Origin of the sequence: Streptomyces sp. PTY087I2, from assembly GCF_001687325.1 — a bacterium.
Lineage (GTDB): Bacteria > Actinomycetota > Actinomycetes > Streptomycetales > Streptomycetaceae > Streptomyces.
The window spans coordinates 64,839-84,135 of record NZ_LZRD01000006.1; the positions used below are offsets into that span (position 1 = coordinate 64,839).

A 19,297-nucleotide genomic window follows, 5' to 3' on the forward strand; every position below is an offset into this window, starting at 1 on the left:
GCGGCCCCGGACTCCGTCAGTGACCGGGCAGAACGCACACCGCGTCGATCCCCAGCACATGGTTGAGCCGCCCGAACGCCAGCCACGACCCGATGCTCATCGTCAGCTCCACGATCTCCGCCTGGCTGTAGTGCGCGGTCATCCGCTGCCAGAACGCGTCGTCCAGACCGTGGTGGTCGAGTGTGTACCGCTCGGCGTACTCCGCTGCGAGCCGGGTCCGCTCGTCGAAGGCGTCGGTCGTACGCCAATGGGTCACCGCTTCGGCGAACTCCTCCTCGACCTTCGCCCCGTCCCGCTCGGTCCGCCAGTCCAGGCAGAACAGGCACCCGTTGATCTGCGCCACCCGCAGCCGGGCCGCCTCGAACTCCCGCAGCCCCAGCGTCGTGTGCTCGTAGACGGACATCGAGAACGTGGCGGCGGCCATGCCGATACCGGGGACCATCTCCCCCCACACGTAACCGATGGGCTCCTGACCCTCCGGAACATCGATGATCATGCCGGTCTCCTTCCCAGCCTGCCGACCGCAGGCCGCAGCGGAACGTCGAGTGCGTCGTACAGCCCCGGTTTCGCGTCCACCAGCCAGTCGATCGCCGAGACGAGCCGCCCGACCGCGGTGGCGTTCCCGCCCGCCGACCGGTTCTCGCCCTCGTCCGAGGCCTCGACCGTCACCTCGATACGGGGCCGCCCCTCGATCACCACCCGGTGCGCGCCCACCCCGTCGGGCGGGGACGGCCAGTCCGGTGCGCACGAGGCGTGGATCCGGGTGATGTGCTCGATGACGATCCGGGGTTCGCCGCCCACGACGCCCTGCACCTCGAAACGCACGGCGCCCCGGGTGCCCGCCGCGAATTCGCCCATCGTGCGCGTGGTCACCGCCGTCTCCAGTGCCCGCCGGTCCAGCGTCTCGCGGATCTCGTCGAGTTCGACGCCCAGCGCCCGCGCCATCAGCCGTATCTGACCGCCCCACACCATCGTCGGAACGCCCTCCGCCAGCATCAGCGGCTGGTAGTCCAGCGGGTGCCCCATCCCGATCAGATGGCGTACCGAATCCTCCTGCTCGTACGTGGAGTAGTCGAAGATCTCCTGGCAGCGGATGACGTCCACCTCGGTGCCGAGGCCGCTGACCAGCAGCGGCAGGACGTCGTTGCCCCAGCCGGGGTCGACGCCGGAGACGAAGAGGGAGCCGCCGCCCTCGGCGACGGCGGCCAGGACCGGGTCCCGCAGCTCGGGCGGGGCGTTGCGCTGGTCGTAGAGCGGATACAGGGAGGGCGTGACGACCACCGCACCGGCCCGGATCGCCCGGCCGACGTCGGCCAGGGCGTCATCGGGACGGATGTCGCCGGACGCCGCGTAGACCACCGCCCGGGGACGGGCGGCGAGAACGGCGGCGATGTCGTCGGTGGCCGCGACCCCGAGCGTGCGCCCGAGACCGCCGAGTTCGCCCGCGTCACGGCCGGCCTTGGCGGGATCGTGCACGAGGACGGCGGCGAGTGTCAGTGCCGGATGGGCCTCGACGGCGCGGATCGCCGCGCGGCCGACGTTGCCGGTACCCCAGACAACCGTGGGAATCATGCGCGGAGGGTAGCCCCGGGACCTTGCACTTCCCAGAGCCGTGACACCACCAAATCCCCCGGGGGAAAAGGGTGTTCCCGGGCCGGCGGAGATCCGCAGGCCCGGGAACCGTTCAGCGGGTTCAGTGCTTGGCACCGGCCCCGTTCGGGGTGCCGGAGATCGTGAACTGCGAACCCGGCTCGATCAGCACATGGCCGTCGCGCGAGTCCGTGATCGTCACGTCGGTGAGCGTCGCGTTGCCGCGCGCGCCGCCCATCGCGAGGATGCCGGAGCCGTTGTTGGACTTGTCGATCCGCACGTTCTGGATCGTGACGTCCGGCATCAGGCCGCCGCCCGTCTTGAACTGGATGCCGTCATAGGTGGAGTCGATGATGTCCGTGTCGCGGATCGTGACTCCGGGGATCGGCAGGTTCTGCGGGAAGAGGGTGATCGCACCGAACTCCTGGTCCTCGTTCCAGAAGGCTCCGCCGGTGCGGTACAGGCCGTTGTTGGCGATCAGCGTCTGCCCGGAGAAGGGCAGCGGGTCGTGGTCGGTCGCCAGCATGATGGCCGGGTAGTTCATGGTGTCGGAGATCAGGTTGTTCTCGATCTTGTTGCCGTAACCGCCGTAGATCGCGATGCCGTTGGCGCGCCAGGGGAGCTGGATGGTGTTGTTGCGGAAGCTGTTGTCGTGGCCGATGTCGACGGACTGGTCCTTGACGTACTTGCTGGACCAGACGGCGAGCGCGTCGTCGCCGGTGTTGCGGAACGACGAGTTGTAGACCGTGGAATTCCGGGTGCCGTTGGCGAAGTTGATGCCGTCCGCGTACGTGTTGCGGATCCGCATCCCGGTGAACTCGACGCCGTCGCCCGGGTTCCACAGCTCCGGGATGTTGTCGAAGTCGCGGCCGGCCCAGACGCCCACGTTGGCGTGCTCGATCCAGACGTTGCTGATCTTCGTGTTCTTGCCGAACCGGCCGTTGAGCGCGACGCCGCCCTCGTGGTTGCCGTCACCGCCGCGGATGGTGCCCGAGCCGAAGATGGCGATGTCGGAGATTTGCGTGTTCTCGTCGATGTCGAAACCGAAGTTGCCCTCGTGCGGGTGGTTGATGCCGCCCGCCTCGTGCGGCGGGGTCAGCGTGTAGAGCTGGGAGTGCCACATGCCCGCGCCCCGGATCGTCACGTCCCGGATGCCGACCTGGTTCCACTGGCCCCGGTCGAGCGGGTCGTCGGTGAGGATCTTCTGCTCCTGGCGCCATTGGCCCGCCGGGATCCAGACGCAGTCGATCTCGCCGTTCTGGTTCGCCGTCACCGCGCGCTGGATGGCGTCCGTGTCGTCGAGCCCGTCGTTCGCCACCGCGCCGTACGTCGTGATGGAGACACAGCCGGACGGCTGGGAGGCGGGCGCCGCCACCTGCTCCAGGTCGATCAGGTCGATGATGTAGAAGGCGGCGTCGTCGCTCGCGTCCCGCTGGAGACGGAACTTGGTCCCCGCCGGGTAGGTCTCGGTGAGCAGGGCGTGGGACTCGTCGAACAGCCGCCGCGCGTCGCCGCCCGGCGTGTTGGTGAGCCCTTCGGGGCTGTCGGTGTTCCCGTACAGCCAGCTGTGCTTCGAGGAGAGGTCGAGCTTGCGGACGAACTCGCCGTCGGCGTACAGGCTGATGGTCGCCTCGCGGCCGCCACCGCCCGGGGCGTCGGGGATGGAGTTGCGGACGACGATCGAGTTCGCCGGGGCGGTCGAGGTGAACTCCACGTACTCACCGGTGGAGTCGAGCCGGACCGACTCGCGTCCGGAGGACTCGGTGGCGAAGTTGGTGTGCCCGAAGGTGCGTTCCGCGTCGGACCGGAGCAACGTGCCCTCGTAGTCGGCCTTCTCCGCCTCCAGTTCGGTGTACGGGACGGCCGCGCCGCGTCCGACCACGATGGACCGGGCGAAGGTGTTGTTGGTCTCGTTGGTCTCCGCGACCAGGTCGGTGGCGTCGGCGGTGGCGGTCAGGGTCGCGCCGCCGCTCGCCGCCGTCCAGCTGCCGCCGAGGGTGACGTTCGCGGTGGCGCCCGCGGCGATGGCCGGGGTGGTGCCGTTGAGCGTGGTGGAGCCGACGGTCAGCCGGGTGACCGTGCCCGCGCTCACCGCGCTGGTGCCGCGGTTGTGCACCGCCACGGTGAAGGTGACCGTCGCGCCGACGGCCGGGCTGGCCGGGTCGGAGGAGATGGAGCGGACCTCCAGGTCGGGGCCGGGGCTCTGGCCGACCACCAGTGGGGAGGCGGTGGTGCGGCTGTTGTTGGTGTCGTCCGACTCGACGACCGCGTCGGTCGGGTCGACCAGCGCCGAGACGGGGTACGACCCCTGCGGCCGCTTGCCGGCCTCGACCGAGAACGGGGCCGATGCCCCCGCCGCGAGCGGGCCGACCGGGGCGCTGCCCACGACCACGCCGCCCAGGCTCACATTGACGACGGTCGCGGGGGAGGCTGCCGATCCGATGTTGCGGACGGTGCCCTCGACGGTGATGTCGTCCGTCTCGGACGGCGCCGACGGGCTCCAGGACAGCGCGCTGACGGTCAGGTCCGGGTTGGGCGCGGCCGTCCCGAACACCTGGATCTCGGCGACCTGGGCGCCGGGCGCCTCGGTGTTGGAGAAGAACTTCAGCTGGACGTCGGCGAACCGGCCGTCCACCGGGATGGTCACGGTGTTCTGGTTGGAGCCGGGGTTGAACACATGGCCGGCGCGGGCCCGCAGCGAGGTGAACGCGGTGCCGTCCTGCGTCCGGCCGAGCACCTGGATGTCCTGCGTCCGCGTCGCCCAGGCCGGGTCCGGGTTCAGCTTGACGACCACGGACTCGAGGTCCGCGTCCGCCCCGAGCTTCACCGTCAGATCGGCGGGGTGGCCGTCGGACTCCCAGTAGCTGTCGATCTTGCCGTCGTTGGCGTTCGCGGCCGGGTATCCGCCGTGCGATCCGCTGGCGGTGACGGTTTTGCCCCGTGCGAGGTCGGTCGCCTCAGCCGCGCTCGCGGTGACGGGCAGGAGCCCGGCGGAGATCAGTCCGGCTGTCAGCAGCCCGGCGACCGTCCGTCCGGTGAGTCGCTTCCATCTCATGATGTCCTCTGCTTCCACAATATTTGAGCCCACAAGTCAATCTTTTGCGGCCAGAGGTTCACAGATTTCTGCGCTGTTTCTGATTTGTCAACGGTCTTCACATGGTCATGTCATCCGAGCGCGTAACATGACGACCCGTCAGGCGAGCTCTGTTGCGGGCCTGTTCAGCCCGCCGCGACACCCCGGACCAGCAGCAGGACCAGATCCACCGCCGCCACGGCCACCGCTCCGGCCAGTGCCGCCTTGCGCCACCGCCTGCCGAGCGCCGGGCCCGCGAGCGACACCGCTCCGGCCAGGACGAGCGCCGCCGCACCCCCGGCGTCCACCGGTCCGGGCGGCCCGAGCGCCAGCACCGCCGTCGCGCCGAGGAGCGGCAGCGGCAGCAGCAGCCGGGTCCCCTTGTCGCCCAGCCGGTGGGGAAGACCCCGGATCCCGGCCGCCCGGTCCGCCGCGATGTCCGGGAGCGTGTCGGCCAGATGCGCCGCGAACCCGAGCAGGGCCCCGGCCGCCACCGTCCACCACCGGGGCGCCGGCCCGCCGGGCAGGGAGAGGGCGACGGCGGCGGGCAGGGCGCCGAATCCGGCCACGTACGGCAGCCAGGAGAGGGCGGTCGCCTTGAGCCGCAGGTTGTAGAGCCAGGCGGCCGCGACCGCGGCGAGGTGCACCGTACCGGCGAGAGGCCCGCAGGCCAGCGAGAGCGGTACGCACAGGGCGAGCGCGCTGCCCGCCGCCGCCCACACCGTGCCCGGCGTCACCGTGCCGTCGGCTGCGGGCTTGCCCCGGCGGCTGGCCCGGGCGTCACGCCGCGCGTCGTACGCGTCGTTGCACCAGCCCACCGAGAGCTGGCCGGCCAGTACCGCCGCCGTGACCAGCGCGGAGCGGGGGCCGCCGAGGCCGGAGCCCAGGGCGAGGGCGCAGGCGAGCGCCGTCACCGCGAGCGCGGGGCCGGGGTGACACGCGAGCGCGAGCCCCACGACCCGCCCACCCCGCCGCGCGGCACGGACCGGACCCGCGTCGACCGGACCCGCGTCGACCGGGCCCGGGAGAGCCGGCCCCGCACCGTCCCGGCCCGTACCGCCCGGCTTCGCGCCCGCCGGACCGGAATCCGTCGGGCTCACCCTCTCCGTGGCGTCCATCGGGCGATCGTAGGGTCTGTCGCCCCGTCAATGCGGCGACCAGGCGGGTCTTTTACGGCGTTTCAGTCGACCATGTGGGCAGGATGGGGGCATGACGCCACCGAAGCAGGAGACAGGATGACCCGCATCGCCGCGGTGCACGGGGCTCTGCCGTCGCACCGTCACACTCAGCGCGAGGTCACCGACATGGTGGCCCGGACCTGCCTGCCGCCCGGCGCCGACCGCCGGGTCCTCGACCGGCTCCACGAGAACGCCCGGGTCTACAGCCGGCACACCGTGCTGCCGCTGGACGGCTACCGCGACCTCGACGGCTTCGGCCCCTCCAACGACGTGTTCATCCGGTCCGCCGTCGACCTCGGCGCCCAGGCCGTACGCGGCGCGCTGCGGACGGCGGGACTCCGGCCCACCGACGTCGATCTGCTGATGTTCACCTCCGTCACCGGCATCGCCGCCCCTTCGGTCGACGCCCGGCTCGTGACCCGCCTCGGGATGCGGTCCGACGTCAAACGGCTGCCAATCTTCGGCCTCGGCTGCGTCGCCGGAGCCGCCGGAACGGCCCGGCTTCACGATTACCTCCTCGGCCACCCCGACGACGTGGCCGTGCTGCTGTCCGTCGAACTCTGCTCCCTCACCTTCCAGCGCCACGACATGTCGCCCGCCAATCTCGTGGCGACCGCGCTGTTCGGCGACGGAGCGGCCGCCGTCGTCGCCCTCGGCGGCCGCCGGGCCGTCGCCGGGCCCGAGATCGTGGCGACCCGCAGCCGGATGTACCCGGACACCGAGCACGTGATGGGCTGGGACATCGGCTCCACCGGATTCCGCGTCGTCCTCGATCCCGGCGTGCCCGATGTCGTACGCCAGTATCTCGCCGACGACGTACGGGAGTTCCTCGGCGAACACGGTCTCAAACCGAAGGACATCGCCCACTGGGTCTGCCACCCGGGCGGCCCCAAGGTCCTCGAGGCGGTGACCGAGGTCCTCGATCTGCGCGACGGGGCGCTCGACGTCACCTGGCGCTCGCTGGCCGACATCGGCAACCTGTCCTCGTCCTCGGTCCTGCACGTCCTGCGGGACACCATCGAACAGCGCCGGCCGGAGCCGGGCACCCCCGGGCTGCTGGTCGCCATGGGCCCGGGGTTCTGCTGCGAACTGGTGCTGCTGCGCTGGTAGGAAGGAACAGCCCATGATCTGGTACACCGCCCTCGTGCTCGCCGTCGCCGCCGAGCGACTCGCCGAACTCGTGGTGGCCCGCCGCAACACCCGCTGGAGCCTCGCCCGGGGCGGCGTCGAATCGGGCCGGGGACACTATCCGGCGATGGTCGCGCTGCACACCGCGCTCCTGATCGGCTGCCTGGCCGAGGCCGGGTTCGCCGAACGCCCCTTCCCGCCGGTCCTCGGCTGGGTGATGGTCGCCGTCGTCGTGGCCGCGCAGGCGCTGCGCTGGTGGTGCATCCGGGCGCTCGGACCCCGCTGGAACACCCGCGTCATCGTCGTCCCCGGCCTGCCCCGGGTCACCGGCGGCCCCTACCGGTGGCTGAGCCACCCCAACTACGTCGCCGTCGCCGCCGAAGGCCTCGCCCTGCCCCTGGTCCACGGGGCGTGGGTGACCGCCCTCGTGTTCACCGTCCTCAACGCCGCGCTCATGGTCGTACGGATCCGCTGCGAGGACGGGGCGCTGGCCCGCCTCCCGGCGGCGGACGCACGCGCGTGATCGACGTCCTGGTCGCGGGCGGCGGACCGGCCGGCCTCGCCGCCGCGATCCGGGCCGCCTCCGCGGGCCTGGAAGCGGTGGTGGCCGAGCCGCGCACCGCCCCCGTCGACAAGGCGTGCGGCGAGGGCATCATGCCCGGCGGCGTCGCGGCCCTGCGCGACCTCGGCGTCCGGGTGAAAGGCCACGAACTGCGCGGCATCCGCTACACCGACGGCCGGCGCAGCGCGGAAGCCGCCTTCCGGGGCGGCCCGGGCGCGGGCGTCCGCCGCACCGAACTCCACACCGCCCTGCACGACCGCGCCACCGCCCTCGGCGTCCGCTTCGTCCCCGCGAAGGTGGGGGAGATCCGGCAGGACCGGCACACCGTCACCGCCGCCGGACTCACCGCACGCTGGCTCATCGCCGCCGACGGGCTCCACTCGCCGCTGCGCCGCGCTCTGGGCCTCGACCGCCCGGTCCCCGGCCCCGGACGCTACGGGCTGCGCCGCCACTACCCGATCGCCCCCTGGACGGACCACGTCGAGGTGTACTGGTCCCGGCACGGCGAGGCGTACGTGACCCCGGTCGGCGAGCGCCTGGTGGGCGTGGCCGTCCTGAGCCGCGACCGCCGCCCCTACGACCAGCACCTGGCCGCCTTCCCCGCCCTCGCGGCCCGGCTCGCGGACGCCCCGGGCGCCACACCCGTACGCGGAGCCGGTCCGCTGCGTCAGCGGGCGCTGGGACGGCGGGCCGGGCGCGTCCTGCTCGTCGGCGACGCCGCCGGGTACGTGGACGCCCTCACCGGGGAGGGCATCGCCCTCGCGGTCGCCACCGCGACGGCCGCGGTCGACTGCCTGAGCGCCGGGCGGCCCGAGGACTACCCCCGCCACTGGGCGCGGGCCACCCGGCGCTACCGCCTGCTCACCGCGGCCCTGCTGAGCGCGGCGGGCCACCCGTCCTCGGGCCGCCTGATCGTCGCCGCGGCCCACCGAGCGCCCGCCCTCTTCCGCACCGCCGTCCGCGCGCTCCAGTGAAGCCGCGGCGGCTAGGGGGTGTCTTGCCGATCATGCCGGGCTCGCGTGCCCTGGCACCGCACCTCGCCGCGTTGTCGTCACTCGCCATGGCTCCGCCATGACTCCCTCCTCCGCCTTGCGATGCACGGCACCAGACCCCGCTCCCTGATCCGGCCTGATCGACAAGACACCCCCTAGTGCGGCGGGCCGCCCGCTCGAATGGCAGGGTCCCCGGTTCCGGCTTAACGTCGATCGGGTGAACGCCCGCGCTCACGCGGGGCACTGCCCTCGGCACGAGAGACGGACCCCACCATGACGGGCTCCCGCGCGACACCCACACCCACGGCCACGGCACACGACAGGCACCGGAGCGGACTGGCGCTGCTGGTCATCGCCTCGTGCCAGCTGATGGTGGTGCTCGACGTCACCATCGTCAACATCGCGCTGCCGCACATGCAGAAGGACCTGGGGTTCTCCACCGAGAACCTCTCCTGGGTCGTCAACGCGTACACGTTGACCTTCGGCGGACTGCTGCTGCTCGGCGGACGCCTCGGCGACATCCTCGGCCGCCGCAGAGTCTTCATCTTCGGCGTGCTCCTCTTCGTCTTCGCCTCCCTGCTCGGCGGACTGTCCCAGGAGGGCTGGCAGTTGCTGGCCGCCCGCTCCCTCCAGGGCGTCGGCGGCGCGATCGCCTCGCCGACCGCCCTGTCGCTGATCACCACCACCTTCCGCGAAGGCCCCGAGCGCAACCGCGCGTTCGGGGTCTTCGCGGCCGTCTCGGCGGGCGGCAGCGCGATCGGTCTGCTCGCCGGCGGCCTGCTGGTGGAGTGGCTGGACTGGCGCTGGGTCCTGTTCGTCAACGTGCCGATCGGCCTGCTGATCGCCATCGCGACCCCGCGCTTCATTCCCGAGTCCGAACGCCGCCCGGGCCACTTCGACCTCCTCGGCGCGCTCACCTCGACGGTCGGCATGGTGCTGCTCGTCTACGGCTTCATCCGGGCCTCCGAGGACGGCTGGACCGACGCGCTCACCCTCGGTTCGTTCGCGGTCGCTGTGGTGCTCCTGACGGTCTTCATCCTGATCGAACGCGGTTCGAAGCAGCCCATCACCCCGCTGTGGATGTTCCGTGACCGCAACCGCGCCGGGTCGTACGCGATGATGCTCAGCCTCGCCGCGGCGATGTTCGGCATGTTCTTCTTCCTGACCCTGTTCGTGCAGAACGTCCTCGACTTCAGCCCGCTGCGGGCCGGTCTCGCCTTCCTGCCGGTCAGCGCCGTCATCGCGGTCAGCGCCGGCCTGGCCTCCCAACTGCTGCCCCGCTGGGGACCCAAACCCTTCATGGTGGTGGGCGCGCTCCTGGCGGCCGTCGGCCTCGGCTGGCTGACGCTGACCGACGTCCACAGCTCCTACCTCGGCTCGATCCTCGGCCCGATGCTCGTGTTCGGCTTCGGTATGGGCATGCAGTTCGTGTCGCTGACGCTGATGGCCGTCTCGGGCGTCGCCCCGAAGGAGGCGGGCGCCGCCTCCGGCATCCTCAATGCCACCCAGCAGGTGGGCGGCTCGCTGGGGCTGTCGATCCTGGTGACGACGTTCGGCACGGCCAGCCGCCACGAGGCGACCGACCAGGTGCCGAAGTTCCTCGAGGAGGCCACGCCCGCCCAGAAACTGGAGTTCCAGAGGACCGAGGTGCTGCCGGCGCCCTGGGGCGACCAGGTGCTCACCTCGGGTGTCTCCAGTGCCTTCGTCGTCGCTGCCTGCTTCGCCGTGCTCGCCGCCCTGGTCGCCCTGTTCGTCATCCAGGTCCGGCCCGCCGACCTGGCCCGCCTCCAGGGCGGCGCGACGCCGCTGGTCTCGGAGGCGGAGGCGGAGGGGACGGGCACCGGCGGGACGGACGAGCCGGCGCCCGGCGCAGACGCCACCCGGCCCGACCCGGAGGCACCACCGCCCGACCCGGAAGGGCCACCTTCCGACCCGGACACCGACCGACCCGCGAAAGGGCACTGACCCATGGACTGGACCCTCGAAGTGATCGTGCTTCCCGTGACCGACGTCGACCGGGCCCGGGACTTCTACCGGGACAAGCTCGGCTTCCACGTCGACATCGACGCCGAGGTGATGCCGGGCGCCCGTGTGGTCCAGCTGACGCCGCCGGGATCCGGCTGTTCGATCGCCCTCACCGACGGCCTGCCCAACCCGACGGGAACCCCGCGGCCGGGCACGTACCACGGGCTCCAGCTCTGTGTCACCGACATCGCCGCCGCGCACGCCGAACTCGTCGGCCGGGGCGTCGAGGTCTCCGAGCCGCAGCGATACGCCCCCGACGACGGGGCGACCTTCATGTACTTCACCGACCCGGACGGCAACGGGTGGGCGGTGCAGGAGTACCGCCGCCGGGAGACCGAACCCCTGCACAAGCTCCTCGCCGACCAGGCCGCCGCCGGGAACGGATCGAACGCGGGGGACACGGTGGGGTGAACCGGATGTGGAGGTGGATCGCGCCGCGTCCGGTCCACCAGAATGCTCCCCGTATCGAGTGCAGAGATCCATCAGCGCAAGGGAGCGGCATCCACATGGGCGGCAACGCAGAGATGGTGGCCTTCGTCCGGGCGCGGCTCGCCGACGAGGAAAACGTCGCACTGGCCGCCGGCGGGGACCGATGGCGGTGCCCGGCCGACGTGCCGGGCGAGGTCCACGACCGCACGGGAGGCGTGGCGTTCACGGTGCGCGGCCGGGGCTTCGACCAGCACATCGCCCTCCAGAACCCCGCGCGGGTCCTGGAGCGCATCGAGACGAACCGCGTGATGCTCGGCGAGTACGTCGAGGTGGCCGACCTGGACACCGACCGCCCGGCCGAGGACTTCCGCTCCGGCCGCGCGGTGGGTCTGGGCTTCGCCGTGCGGCAGCTCGCCGCCGAGTACGCGGGCCACCCGGACTACCAGGCACGTTGGCTGCCCCGGTTCATCCAGTAGCCGAAATCGCCCGAACGGGTGGCGGCCACTGTCGTACGAGCCGGTGACCAAGAGGATGATCCACGCCAAAATGGCGTTGCTCTCTGGTGAGGAGTGATCCCGCCGTGTAGCGTCGCCGACAGATGTCGTGGTTCGCAGTACCTGCCCGCGCCTGGCGCGGGCGTTTTGCTGTGCAGTGCCTGAGAACCAGGGCGATCACCTCCGGGTCCGCGCGGTGCGGATCCGTTTACTGCTGAGAGGTACAGGCATGGCCAGCGGAACCGTCAAGTGGTTCAACTCGGAAAAGGGCTTCGGCTTCATCGCGCAGGACGGCGGCGGCCCCGACGTCTTCGCGCACTACTCCAACATCAACTCCACCGGCTTCCGTGAGCTCCAGGAAGGCCAGGCGGTGACCTTCGACATCACCCAGGGCCAGAAGGGCCCGCAGGCGGAGAACATCACCACCGCCTGATCCGGGTTGACCGACCCTGGAGCCCCGGAGCGCACCGCGCTCCGGGGCTCCAGGGCGTTCGGGGCGTCCCGCCCGCACCCCGGGCCCGGGAGAGTCCGGCAGAAGATGCGAGGCCCCTCGCGTACGGCCATATTGGGAGTCCCGGGCCGCGGAGGCGTCGCCCGGGGCGTGTGGCCCGCCCGGGCGCGGGTACCCGTGGCGTCGATCCGGCTCGGGCGCACGTCGCCCCGACCGCTGTCGAGCGTCGAAGGGGAGGCCCCGTGGTCCGCACGGTGGGAGTCGAGGAAGAACTGCTGCTGGTCGACGAGGGCAGCGGAGAGGCCCGGGCGCTGTCCTCGGCGGTGCTGGCGATCGCCGAGAAGGACACGGCGGGGGAGTCGCCCTTCGAGCCGGAGCTGCACCGTCAGCAGCTGGAGTTCTCCACGCACCCCTGCGCGGACATGGGCGAACTCGCCGGGTCGGTCCGGCGGTGGCGGGCCCAGGCGGTCCAGCACGCCGCCGACGCCGGGGCGTCCGTCGTGGCCCTGGCGACCTCCCCGCTCCCGGTCAGCCCGAAGATCGGCACAGGAGAGCGGTACCGGTGGATGGCGGAGCGCTTCGGTCTCACCGCCCAGGAACAGCTGACCTGCGGCTGCCACGTCCATGTCTCGGTGGACTCGGACGAGGAGGGCGTCGCCGTGCTCGACCGGGTGCGCTGCTGGCTGCCCGTCCTGCTCGCCCTGAGCGCCAATTCGCCGTTCTGGCAGGGGCAGGACAGCCGGTACAGCAGCTACCGCAGCCAGGTGTGGGGCCGATGGCCCTCGGCCGGCCCGGTGGACGTCCACGGCTCCGCCGAGGCGTACCACGCGGGTGTGCGGTCCCTCGTCGCCACCGGAGTGCTCCGGGACGAGGGGATGGTCTACTTCGACGCGCGCCTCTCGCACCGCTACCCCACGGTCGAGGTCAGGGTCGCGGACGTCTGTCTGGACCCGGCCGACACCGTGCTGCTCGCCACCCTGGTACGAGGACTGGTGGACACGGCCGCGAGGGAGTGGCGCGCCGGTGAGCCGCCGTCCGGGGCCGGTACGTCCCTGCTCCGGGTCGCCTGCTGGCAGGCGGGCCGCTCGGGCCTGGAGGGCCGTCTTGTCCACCCCCGGACCTGGCGGCCGGAGCCCGCGCCCGATGTCCTCACGGCCCTGCTGGACCACGTGCGGGACGCGCTGGAGGACAGCGGCGACCTCAAAGCGGTGGAGACGGCCCTGACCACCGTGGTCCGGCGCGGGAACGGGGCACGGATCCAGCGCGAGACCCTCGCGCGGACCGGCAGCCTGCGCGACACCGTGGCCGAATGCGTACGCATCACGGCCGGATGAGCCCCCGCCGCCCCCCGCCGCGAACGTTCGAACAGACGAACACACCCGGCATCACAGGAACGGAGCAGTCCATGTCCACCACCGCTCTCGACGACCGCCGGATCCTGGCCGTCGTCACCAACTACGGCGTCGAGCAGGACGAACTCGTCGTCCCCGTGAAGCACCTGCGCGACCACGGGGCGCAGGTCAGCGTGGCGGCGGTCTCCGCCGACACGATCCGCACCCTCGTCGGCGACCGCGATCCCGGCGAGACCGTGCGGCCCGATCTCACCCTGGACGACGTCGACCCCGCCGCGTACGACCTCCTCCTCGTCCCGGGCGGCACGCTGAACGCCGACTCGCTGCGCCTGGAGGACGCCACCACCCGGATCGTCAGCTCGTTCGCCGCTTCCGGCCGGCCGGTGGCCGCCATCTGCCACGGCCCGTGGGCGCTGGTCGAGGGCGGCTACGTCCAGGGCAAGACGCTGACCTCGTACGCCTCCCTGCGGACCGACATCACCAACGCGGGCGGCACCTGGGTCGACAAGCCGGTGGTCCGCGACGACGCCGAGGGCTGGCCGCTGATCACCTCCCGGAACCCCGGAGACCTGGACGACTTTCTCGGCGAGATCGACGCGGTGCTCGCCGAGAGCTGAGGCGGCCGCCACGGGGCGTCCTGTAGGGGCCCCGCGACAGGTGCGCCCGGGCAATAGGGCCAGGCCGCACTTACCGGCCGGGACGTGCGCGGGGTATCCAGGAAACAGGCTGCTGGCCAGAGATCCTGAAGCGGGCCGACCCGAGGAGGGCCCATGAACCCCCCGACCGCCACCACGGCCGACGCGGACGTGACCGAAGCCCCTCCGGAAGACCCGACCGTTCACATTCTGTGGATCAACGCGGGGCTGAGCTGTGACGGGGACTCGGTCTCCCTCACCGCCGCCACCCAGCCGAGCATCGAGGAACTGGCGCTCGGCGCGCTGCCGGGTCTGCCCAAGGTGGCCGTCCACTGGCCGCTCATCGACTACGAGTGCGGGCCCGTCGAGGGCGCCGACAACTTCGTGGAGTGGTTCTTCAAGGCCGACCGGGGCGAGCTGGAACCCTTCGTCCTGGTGGTCGAGGGTTCCATCCCGAACGAGCGCATCAAGCCCGAGGGCTACTGGTGCGGCTTCGGCGACGACCCCGAGACCGGCCAGCCCATCACCACCAGCGAATGGCTCGACCGCCTCACTCCCAAGGCCCTCGCCGTCGTCGCGATCGGCACCTGTGCGACGTACGGCGGCATCCACGCCATGGCGGGCAACCCCACCGGGGCGATGGGCGTACCGGACTACCTGGGCTGGGAGTGGAAGTCCAAGGCGGGCATCCCGATCGTCTGCATCCCCGGCTGCCCCGTCCATCCCGACAACGCCTCCGAGACCCTGCTGTACCTGCTCTACCAGGCCGCCGGCGCCGCGCCCATGATTCCGCTGGACGAGGAGCTGCGGCCCACCTGGCTGTTCGGCGCCACCGTCCACGAGGGCTGCGACCGGGCCGGCTACTACGAGCAGGGCCAGTTCGCCGACGCGTACGGCTCCCCGCAGTGCCTGGTCAAGCTGGGCTGCTGGGGCCCGGTCGTCAAGTGCAACGTGCCCAAGCGCGGCTGGATCAACGGTGTCGGCGGCTGCCCGAACGTCGGCGGCATCTGTATCGGCTGCACCATGCCCGGCTTCCCGGACAAGTTCATGCCGTTCATGGACGAACCGCCCGGCGGCCATGTCTCGGCGGCGGCGAGCGGTGTCTACGGCTCCGTCATCCGGCGGCTGCGCCACTTCACCGAGAAGACGGCCGACAAGGAACCGAAGTGGCGGACCAAGACCGAGACCATCAAGACCGGCTACCGGCCGCCCTGGTGACCCGCGCCCCCGGACACCCCGGAGGGCGGTCAGGGCCAGGGCGAGCAGCACGACCTACCAGGAAGGCGGCGCGGGACCATGGCGACTGCGACCGGCAAACCCGTCGTCGACGCTGACGGCCTCATGGAGATGTCGTGGGACCCGATCACGCGCATCGTCGGCAGCCTCGGCATCCACACCAAGATCGACTTCGCCGCGAAGCGGGTCGCGGAGTGCTACAGCACCTCGTCGATCTTCCGTGGCTACAGCGTCTTCATGAAGGGCAAGGACCCGCGCGACGCCCACTTCATCACCAGCCGCATCTGCGGTATCTGCGGTGACAACCACGCGACCTGTTCCGTCTACGCGCAGAACATGGCGTACGGGGTCGCGCCCCCGCACCTCGGCGAGTGGATCATCAACCTCGGCGAGGCCGCCGAGTACATGTTCGACCACAACATCTTCCAGGAGAACCTGGTCGGCGTGGACTACTGCGAGCGGATGGTCCGCGAGACCAACCCCGGCGTCCTCGAACTCGCCGAACGCACGGAGGCCCCGCACGCCGCCGACCACGGCTACCGCACCATCGCCGACATCATGCGCTCGCTGAACCCGCTGGAGGGCGAGTTCTACCGTGAAGCCCTCCAGGTCAGCCGCTACACCCGCGAGATGTTCTGCCTGATGGAGGGCCGTCACGTACACCCGTCCACGCTCTACCCGGGCGGTGTCGGCACGGTCGCCACGATCCAGCTCTTCACCGACTACCTCACCCGCCTCACCCGCTACGTGGAGTTCATGAAGCGGGTCGTCCCGCTCCACGACGACCTCTTCGACTTCTTCTACGAGGCGCTGCCCGGCTACGAGGAGGTCGGCCGGCGACGCGTCCTGCTCGGCTGCTGGGGCGCGCTCAACGACCCGGAGTTCTGCGACTTCACGTACGCCAACATGGAGGACTGGGGCCGCAAGATGTTCGTGACCCCCGGTGTCGTGGTCGACGGCAAGCTCGTCACCAACAGCCTCCTCGACATCAACCTGGGCCTGCGCATCCTGCTCGGCAGCTCGTACTACGAGGACTGGGCGGGCATGGGCAAGTTCGTCGAGCGCGACCCCCTCGGCAACGAGATCGACGAACGCCACCCCTGGAACCAGCACACCGTCCCGGCCCCGCAGAAGCGGGACTTCGACGACAAGTACAGCTGGGTCATGTCGCCGCGCTGGTTCGACGGCACCGACCACCTCGCCCTGGACACCGGCGGCGGGCCCATCGCCCGGCTCTGGTCCACGGCCCTGTCCGGACTCGTCGACATCGGCTTCATCAAGGCCACCGGCCACAGCGTGCAGATCAACCTCCCGCGCACCATGACCAAGCCGGAGATGGCGCTGGAGTGGAAGATCCCGAAGTGGTCCAACGCCCTCGAACGCAACCGGGCCCGCACCTACTTCCAGGCGTACGCGGCCGCCGCCGCCCTCCACTTCGCCGAGCAGGCGATGGAGGAGGTACGGGACGGACGCACCCAGACCTGGGAGCAGTTCGACGTCCCCGACGAGTCGATCGGCTGCGGCTTCACCGAGGCCGTACGCGGCGTCCTCTCCCACCACATGGTCATCCGGGACGGGAAGATCGCCAACTACCACCCCTACCCGCCGACCCCGTGGAACGGCAGCGTCCGTGACATCTACGGCACCCCCGGACCGTACGAGGACGCTGTCCAGAACACGCCCATCTTCGAGGAGAACCCGCCCGAGAACTTCAAGGGCATCGACATCATGCGGGCCGTCCGCAGCTTCGACCCGTGTCTGCCGTGCGGCGTCCACATGTACGTCGGCGGCGGCCGGACCGTCGAGGAGACCCATATGCCGACCGGGCTGAGCGGACTGGCGGGCGGCTGAACCCACCGCACCGGGCGCGTACTTCGGAAAGGGGCCCACCATGGCGGGAGCCGACCCCGGCGCACACATCGGTGAACTGCTGGACCGACTGGGACGCGAGGCGGGACCACGCGCCCGCGAGACCGCCGACGAACTCGTGCGCAGTGTCGTCGAGTTCTACGGCGAGGGCCTGGCCCGCACCGTACGGCTGCTGCGCGCCGCCCCGGCCGGCTCCGACCCGCTCGCCGTGCTCACCGCCGACGAACTCGTCGGCGACCTGCTGATCCTGCACGACCTGCACCCCGACGACACCATGACCCGGGTCGGCCAGGCCCTCGACAAGGTCCGCCCCTACCTCGGCTCCCACGCCGGGGACGTCGAGGTCGCCGGACTCGACCCGGACGCCGCCGAAGGGCCCACCCTGCGCCTGCGGTTGCGCGGCAGCTGCGACGGCTGCCCGTCCTCCACCCAGACCGTGCGCTGGACCATCGAGGAAGCCGTCGCCCGCCTCGCCCCCGAGATCGCGCACATCGAGGTCGAAGGCGTCGCCGAGGCAGCTCCGGCCGAGCAGCCGCTGCTCCAGATCCAGCCCCGCCCGCCCGACGACATCCCGGGCCCGCCGCCCGGGTCCGGGAACGGGTCCGCGTCTCCGGCGGCCGACGCACCGGCCCGGGCCCCCGGACCCCCGCCGGCCGACGCCTCCGCCGAACCACCCCGCTGGCACACCCTCGCCGCCCCCGCCCTGCCCGCCCACGACCGCACCACCCGCGTCGCCGACATCGACGGCAACGCCCTCCTGCTCGTCCGCCTCCCCGGCAACCTGTACGCCTACCGCGACCGCTGCCCCGGCTGCGGGGCCGACCTGCGCACCGCCCCTCTCGACGGCGAATTCCTCAGCTGCGCCGCGTGCGCCGCCCGGTTCGACGTACGGCACGCGGGGCGCGGCGACCACACCCACCTGGAACCGCTGCCGCTCCTGGAGGAGGACGGGGCGGTGCGGGTCGCGCTGCCCGAACTGCTGGGAGCCGGGCCGTGAGCACCAACCCGGCCGGTGTCCTGGCCCAGTTCACCCGGCGGCCGCCACCGCCGGGGGAGCGGTGCGAACTGTGCGGGGAGCCGCTGCCGGACGAGCACCGGCATCTCGTCGACACCACCCGCCGCTCCCTCAAATGCTCCTGCCCGCCCTGCCATCTGCTCTTCACCCGGCCCGGCGCGGGCCAGGGCCGCTTCCGGGCCGTCCCCGACCGCTACCTCACCGACCCCGGCTTCGCCCTCGACGGCGACCGCTGGAACCGGCTCCAGATCCCCGTCGGGCTCGCCTTCTTCTTCCGCAACTCCGCCCTCGACCGGCTCGCCGCCTTCTACCCGAGCCCCGCCGGAGCCACCGAGAGCGAACTCGACCCCGCGACCTGGGACGCCGTCATCGGCGGCACCCGGCTCGCCGGGCTGCTCGAAGACGATGTGGAGGCGCTGCTCCTGCACGCCGAGCGCGGGGAGCCCGCCACCTGCACCCTCGTCCCCATCGACGTCTGCTACGAACTCGTCGGCCGGATGCGGCTCCACTGGAAGGGCTTCGACGGCGGAGCCGAGGCCCGCGCGGCCTTGGCCGAGTTCTTCGGACGGGTCGAGAGCCGCGCACGGCCCCTGCCGGCCGAGGACGGGGGCGCCCCGTGACCGACCTCGACTTCCGCTGCACCGGTGTCCGGCCCGAGCCCTTCGGCGCGAGCCCCACGCTCCTGTTCGGCCTGCGCATCGAGGAACGCGACCACCAGCCCGTCCACGCCGTCGCCCTGCGCTGCCAGATCCGCATCGAACCCGCCAAGCGCACCTACGACCCGGACGAGGTCGACATGCTCGGCGACCTGTTCGGCGAACCCACCCGCTGGAGCAGCACCCTCAAACCGCTCCAGTTCGCCCACGCCTCCATCACCGTGCCCGCCTTCAGCGGCACCACCCACGTCGACCTCCCGGTGCCCTGCACGTACGACACCGAAGTGGCCTCCGCCTCCTACTTCCGGGCCCTGGCACGCGGCGAGGTGCCGCTGCTGATGCTCTTCTCCGGCACGGTCTTCACCGGCCACGACCGCTTCCGCGCCGAGCCGATCCCCTGGCACAAGGAGGCGTCCTGCCTGATGCCGGTGGCCGTCTGGCAGGAGCTGATCGAGGCCTACTTCCCCAACACGGGCTGGCTGCGCCTGCGCAAGGACTGCCTGGAGGATCTGCGCCGCTACCGGTCCGCGCACGCCCTGCCCTCCTGGGAGCGCGTCTTCGAAGACCTGCTGGCCGCAGCCGGAGCCGCCGAGCCGAAGGGGGCCGAGTGAG

18 protein-coding genes are annotated in these 19,297 nt (G+C 71.7%); 14 read left to right on the forward strand and 4 right to left on the reverse strand.

The features are described 5' to 3' along the window. Positions 1–16: 16 nt before the first annotated feature. The 4 genes from A3Q37_RS07865 to A3Q37_RS07880 all read right to left on the reverse strand — a co-directional run bounded on the left by A3Q37_RS07865 (position 17) and on the right by A3Q37_RS07880 (position 5,781). Complete coding sequence (locus tag A3Q37_RS07865; protein ID WP_065479730.1) at positions 17–496, reverse strand: carboxymuconolactone decarboxylase family protein; 480 nt, start codon at positions 494–496, stop codon at positions 17–19. Next, complete coding sequence (locus A3Q37_RS07870; RefSeq protein WP_065479731.1) at positions 493–1,572, reverse strand: dihydrodipicolinate reductase; 1,080 nt, start codon at positions 1,570–1,572, stop codon at positions 493–495. The genes A3Q37_RS07865 and A3Q37_RS07870 overlap by 4 nt, the downstream gene beginning before the upstream one ends. Before the next feature lie 121 nt (positions 1,573–1,693). Then, positions 1,694–4,645: a CARDB domain-containing protein gene (locus tag A3Q37_RS07875; protein WP_065479733.1), complete on the reverse strand. Its 2,952-nt coding sequence runs from the start codon at positions 4,643–4,645 to the stop codon at positions 1,694–1,696. Between the two features lie 164 nt (positions 4,646–4,809). Next, a complete protein-coding gene (locus A3Q37_RS07880) occupies positions 4,810–5,781 on the reverse strand; it encodes a UbiA family prenyltransferase (protein WP_065479738.1) in 972 nt (323 codons plus the stop codon). A 117-nt stretch (positions 5,782–5,898) separates the two neighbouring features. On the opposite strand from A3Q37_RS07880, the gene A3Q37_RS07885 reads away from it, so the two are divergent. From A3Q37_RS07885 to A3Q37_RS07950, 14 genes are all read left to right on the forward strand, one after another. Then, the gene (locus A3Q37_RS07885; protein WP_065479743.1) at positions 5,899–6,951 is read left to right on the forward strand and encodes a type III polyketide synthase; all 1,053 of its coding nucleotides are present in this window, start codon (positions 5,899–5,901) and stop codon (positions 6,949–6,951) included. 13 nt (positions 6,952–6,964) lie between these two features. Next, positions 6,965–7,492, forward strand: a complete 528-nt coding sequence (locus A3Q37_RS07890) for an isoprenylcysteine carboxyl methyltransferase family protein (protein WP_065479746.1) — start codon at positions 6,965–6,967, stop codon at positions 7,490–7,492. Then, entirely contained in the window at positions 7,489–8,505 is a 1,017-nt protein-coding gene (locus tag A3Q37_RS07895; protein WP_065479753.1) for an NAD(P)/FAD-dependent oxidoreductase, read from the forward strand. The genes A3Q37_RS07890 and A3Q37_RS07895 overlap by 4 nt, the downstream gene beginning before the upstream one ends. Before the next feature lie 291 nt (positions 8,506–8,796). Next, positions 8,797–10,488, forward strand: a complete 1,692-nt coding sequence (locus A3Q37_RS07900; RefSeq protein WP_065479758.1) for an MFS transporter — start codon at positions 8,797–8,799, stop codon at positions 10,486–10,488. Between the two features lie 3 nt (positions 10,489–10,491). Next, entirely contained in the window at positions 10,492–10,959 is a 468-nt protein-coding gene (locus tag A3Q37_RS07905) for a VOC family protein (RefSeq protein WP_065479761.1), read from the forward strand. A gap of 95 nt (positions 10,960–11,054) precedes the next feature. Next, the gene (locus tag A3Q37_RS07910; RefSeq protein ID WP_065479764.1) at positions 11,055–11,453 is read left to right on the forward strand and encodes a DUF6221 family protein; all 399 of its coding nucleotides are present in this window, start codon (positions 11,055–11,057) and stop codon (positions 11,451–11,453) included. A 247-nt stretch (positions 11,454–11,700) separates the two neighbouring features. Beyond that, the gene (locus A3Q37_RS07915; protein WP_003964323.1) at positions 11,701–11,904 is read left to right on the forward strand and encodes a cold-shock protein; all 204 of its coding nucleotides are present in this window, start codon (positions 11,701–11,703) and stop codon (positions 11,902–11,904) included. A gap of 260 nt (positions 11,905–12,164) precedes the next feature. Further along, positions 12,165–13,256 carry a glutamate--cysteine ligase gene (locus A3Q37_RS07920; RefSeq protein ID WP_065479768.1) on the forward strand — a complete coding sequence of 364 codons (1,092 nt, stop codon included), beginning with the start codon at positions 12,165–12,167 and terminating at the stop codon, positions 13,254–13,256. Between the two features lie 71 nt (positions 13,257–13,327). Further along, positions 13,328–13,891, forward strand: coding sequence for a DJ-1/PfpI/YhbO family deglycase/protease (locus tag A3Q37_RS07925; protein WP_065479771.1), 564 nt, complete (start codon positions 13,328–13,330; stop codon positions 13,889–13,891). Positions 13,892–14,044: 153 nt separating this feature from the next. Then, positions 14,045–15,127, forward strand: coding sequence for a hydrogenase expression protein HypE (locus tag A3Q37_RS07930; protein WP_065479775.1), 1,083 nt, complete (start codon positions 14,045–14,047; stop codon positions 15,125–15,127). 78 nt (positions 15,128–15,205) lie between these two features. After that, positions 15,206–16,996: a nickel-dependent hydrogenase large subunit gene (locus tag A3Q37_RS07935; RefSeq protein ID WP_065479778.1), complete on the forward strand. Its 1,791-nt coding sequence runs from the start codon at positions 15,206–15,208 to the stop codon at positions 16,994–16,996. Positions 16,997–17,036: 40 nt separating this feature from the next. Next, entirely contained in the window at positions 17,037–18,011 is a 975-nt protein-coding gene (locus A3Q37_RS07940) for a NifU family protein (protein ID WP_065479781.1), read from the forward strand. Beyond that, positions 18,008–18,649, forward strand: coding sequence for a DUF5947 family protein (locus tag A3Q37_RS07945; RefSeq protein ID WP_065479784.1), 642 nt, complete (start codon positions 18,008–18,010; stop codon positions 18,647–18,649). The genes A3Q37_RS07940 and A3Q37_RS07945 overlap by 4 nt, the downstream gene beginning before the upstream one ends. Further along, a complete protein-coding gene (locus A3Q37_RS07950) occupies positions 18,646–19,296 on the forward strand; it encodes a DUF6084 family protein (protein WP_065479787.1) in 651 nt (216 codons plus the stop codon). Before A3Q37_RS07945 ends, A3Q37_RS07950 begins: the two co-directional genes overlap by 4 nt. Position 19,297: the final 1 nt, after the last annotated feature.

Bases quoted from the DNA above. Each gene is read 5' to 3' on its own strand.
- A3Q37_RS07865 (WP_065479730.1), bottom strand. From the start codon at position 496: ATGATCATCGATGTTCCGGAGGGTCAGGAGCCCATCGGTTACGTGTGG.
- A3Q37_RS07870 (WP_065479731.1), bottom strand. From the start codon at position 1,572: ATGATTCCCACGGTTGTCTGGGGTACCGGCAACGTCGGCCGCGCGGCG.
- A3Q37_RS07875 (WP_065479733.1), bottom strand. From the start codon at position 4,645: ATGAGATGGAAGCGACTCACCGGACGGACGGTCGCCGGGCTGCTGACA.
- A3Q37_RS07880 (WP_065479738.1), bottom strand. From the start codon at position 5,781: ATGGACGCCACGGAGAGGGTGAGCCCGACGGATTCCGGTCCGGCGGGC.
- A3Q37_RS07885 (WP_065479743.1), top strand. From the start codon at position 5,899: ATGACCCGCATCGCCGCGGTGCACGGGGCTCTGCCGTCGCACCGTCAC.
- A3Q37_RS07890 (WP_065479746.1), top strand. From the start codon at position 6,965: ATGATCTGGTACACCGCCCTCGTGCTCGCCGTCGCCGCCGAGCGACTC.
- A3Q37_RS07900 (WP_065479758.1), top strand. From the start codon at position 8,797: ATGACGGGCTCCCGCGCGACACCCACACCCACGGCCACGGCACACGAC.
- A3Q37_RS07905 (WP_065479761.1), top strand. From the start codon at position 10,492: ATGGACTGGACCCTCGAAGTGATCGTGCTTCCCGTGACCGACGTCGAC.
- A3Q37_RS07910 (WP_065479764.1), top strand. From the start codon at position 11,055: ATGGGCGGCAACGCAGAGATGGTGGCCTTCGTCCGGGCGCGGCTCGCC.
- A3Q37_RS07915 (WP_003964323.1), top strand. From the start codon at position 11,701: ATGGCCAGCGGAACCGTCAAGTGGTTCAACTCGGAAAAGGGCTTCGGC.
- A3Q37_RS07925 (WP_065479771.1), top strand. From the start codon at position 13,328: ATGTCCACCACCGCTCTCGACGACCGCCGGATCCTGGCCGTCGTCACC.
- A3Q37_RS07930 (WP_065479775.1), top strand. From the start codon at position 14,045: ATGAACCCCCCGACCGCCACCACGGCCGACGCGGACGTGACCGAAGCC.
- A3Q37_RS07935 (WP_065479778.1), top strand. From the start codon at position 15,206: ATGGCGACTGCGACCGGCAAACCCGTCGTCGACGCTGACGGCCTCATG.
- A3Q37_RS07940 (WP_065479781.1), top strand. From the start codon at position 17,037: ATGGCGGGAGCCGACCCCGGCGCACACATCGGTGAACTGCTGGACCGA.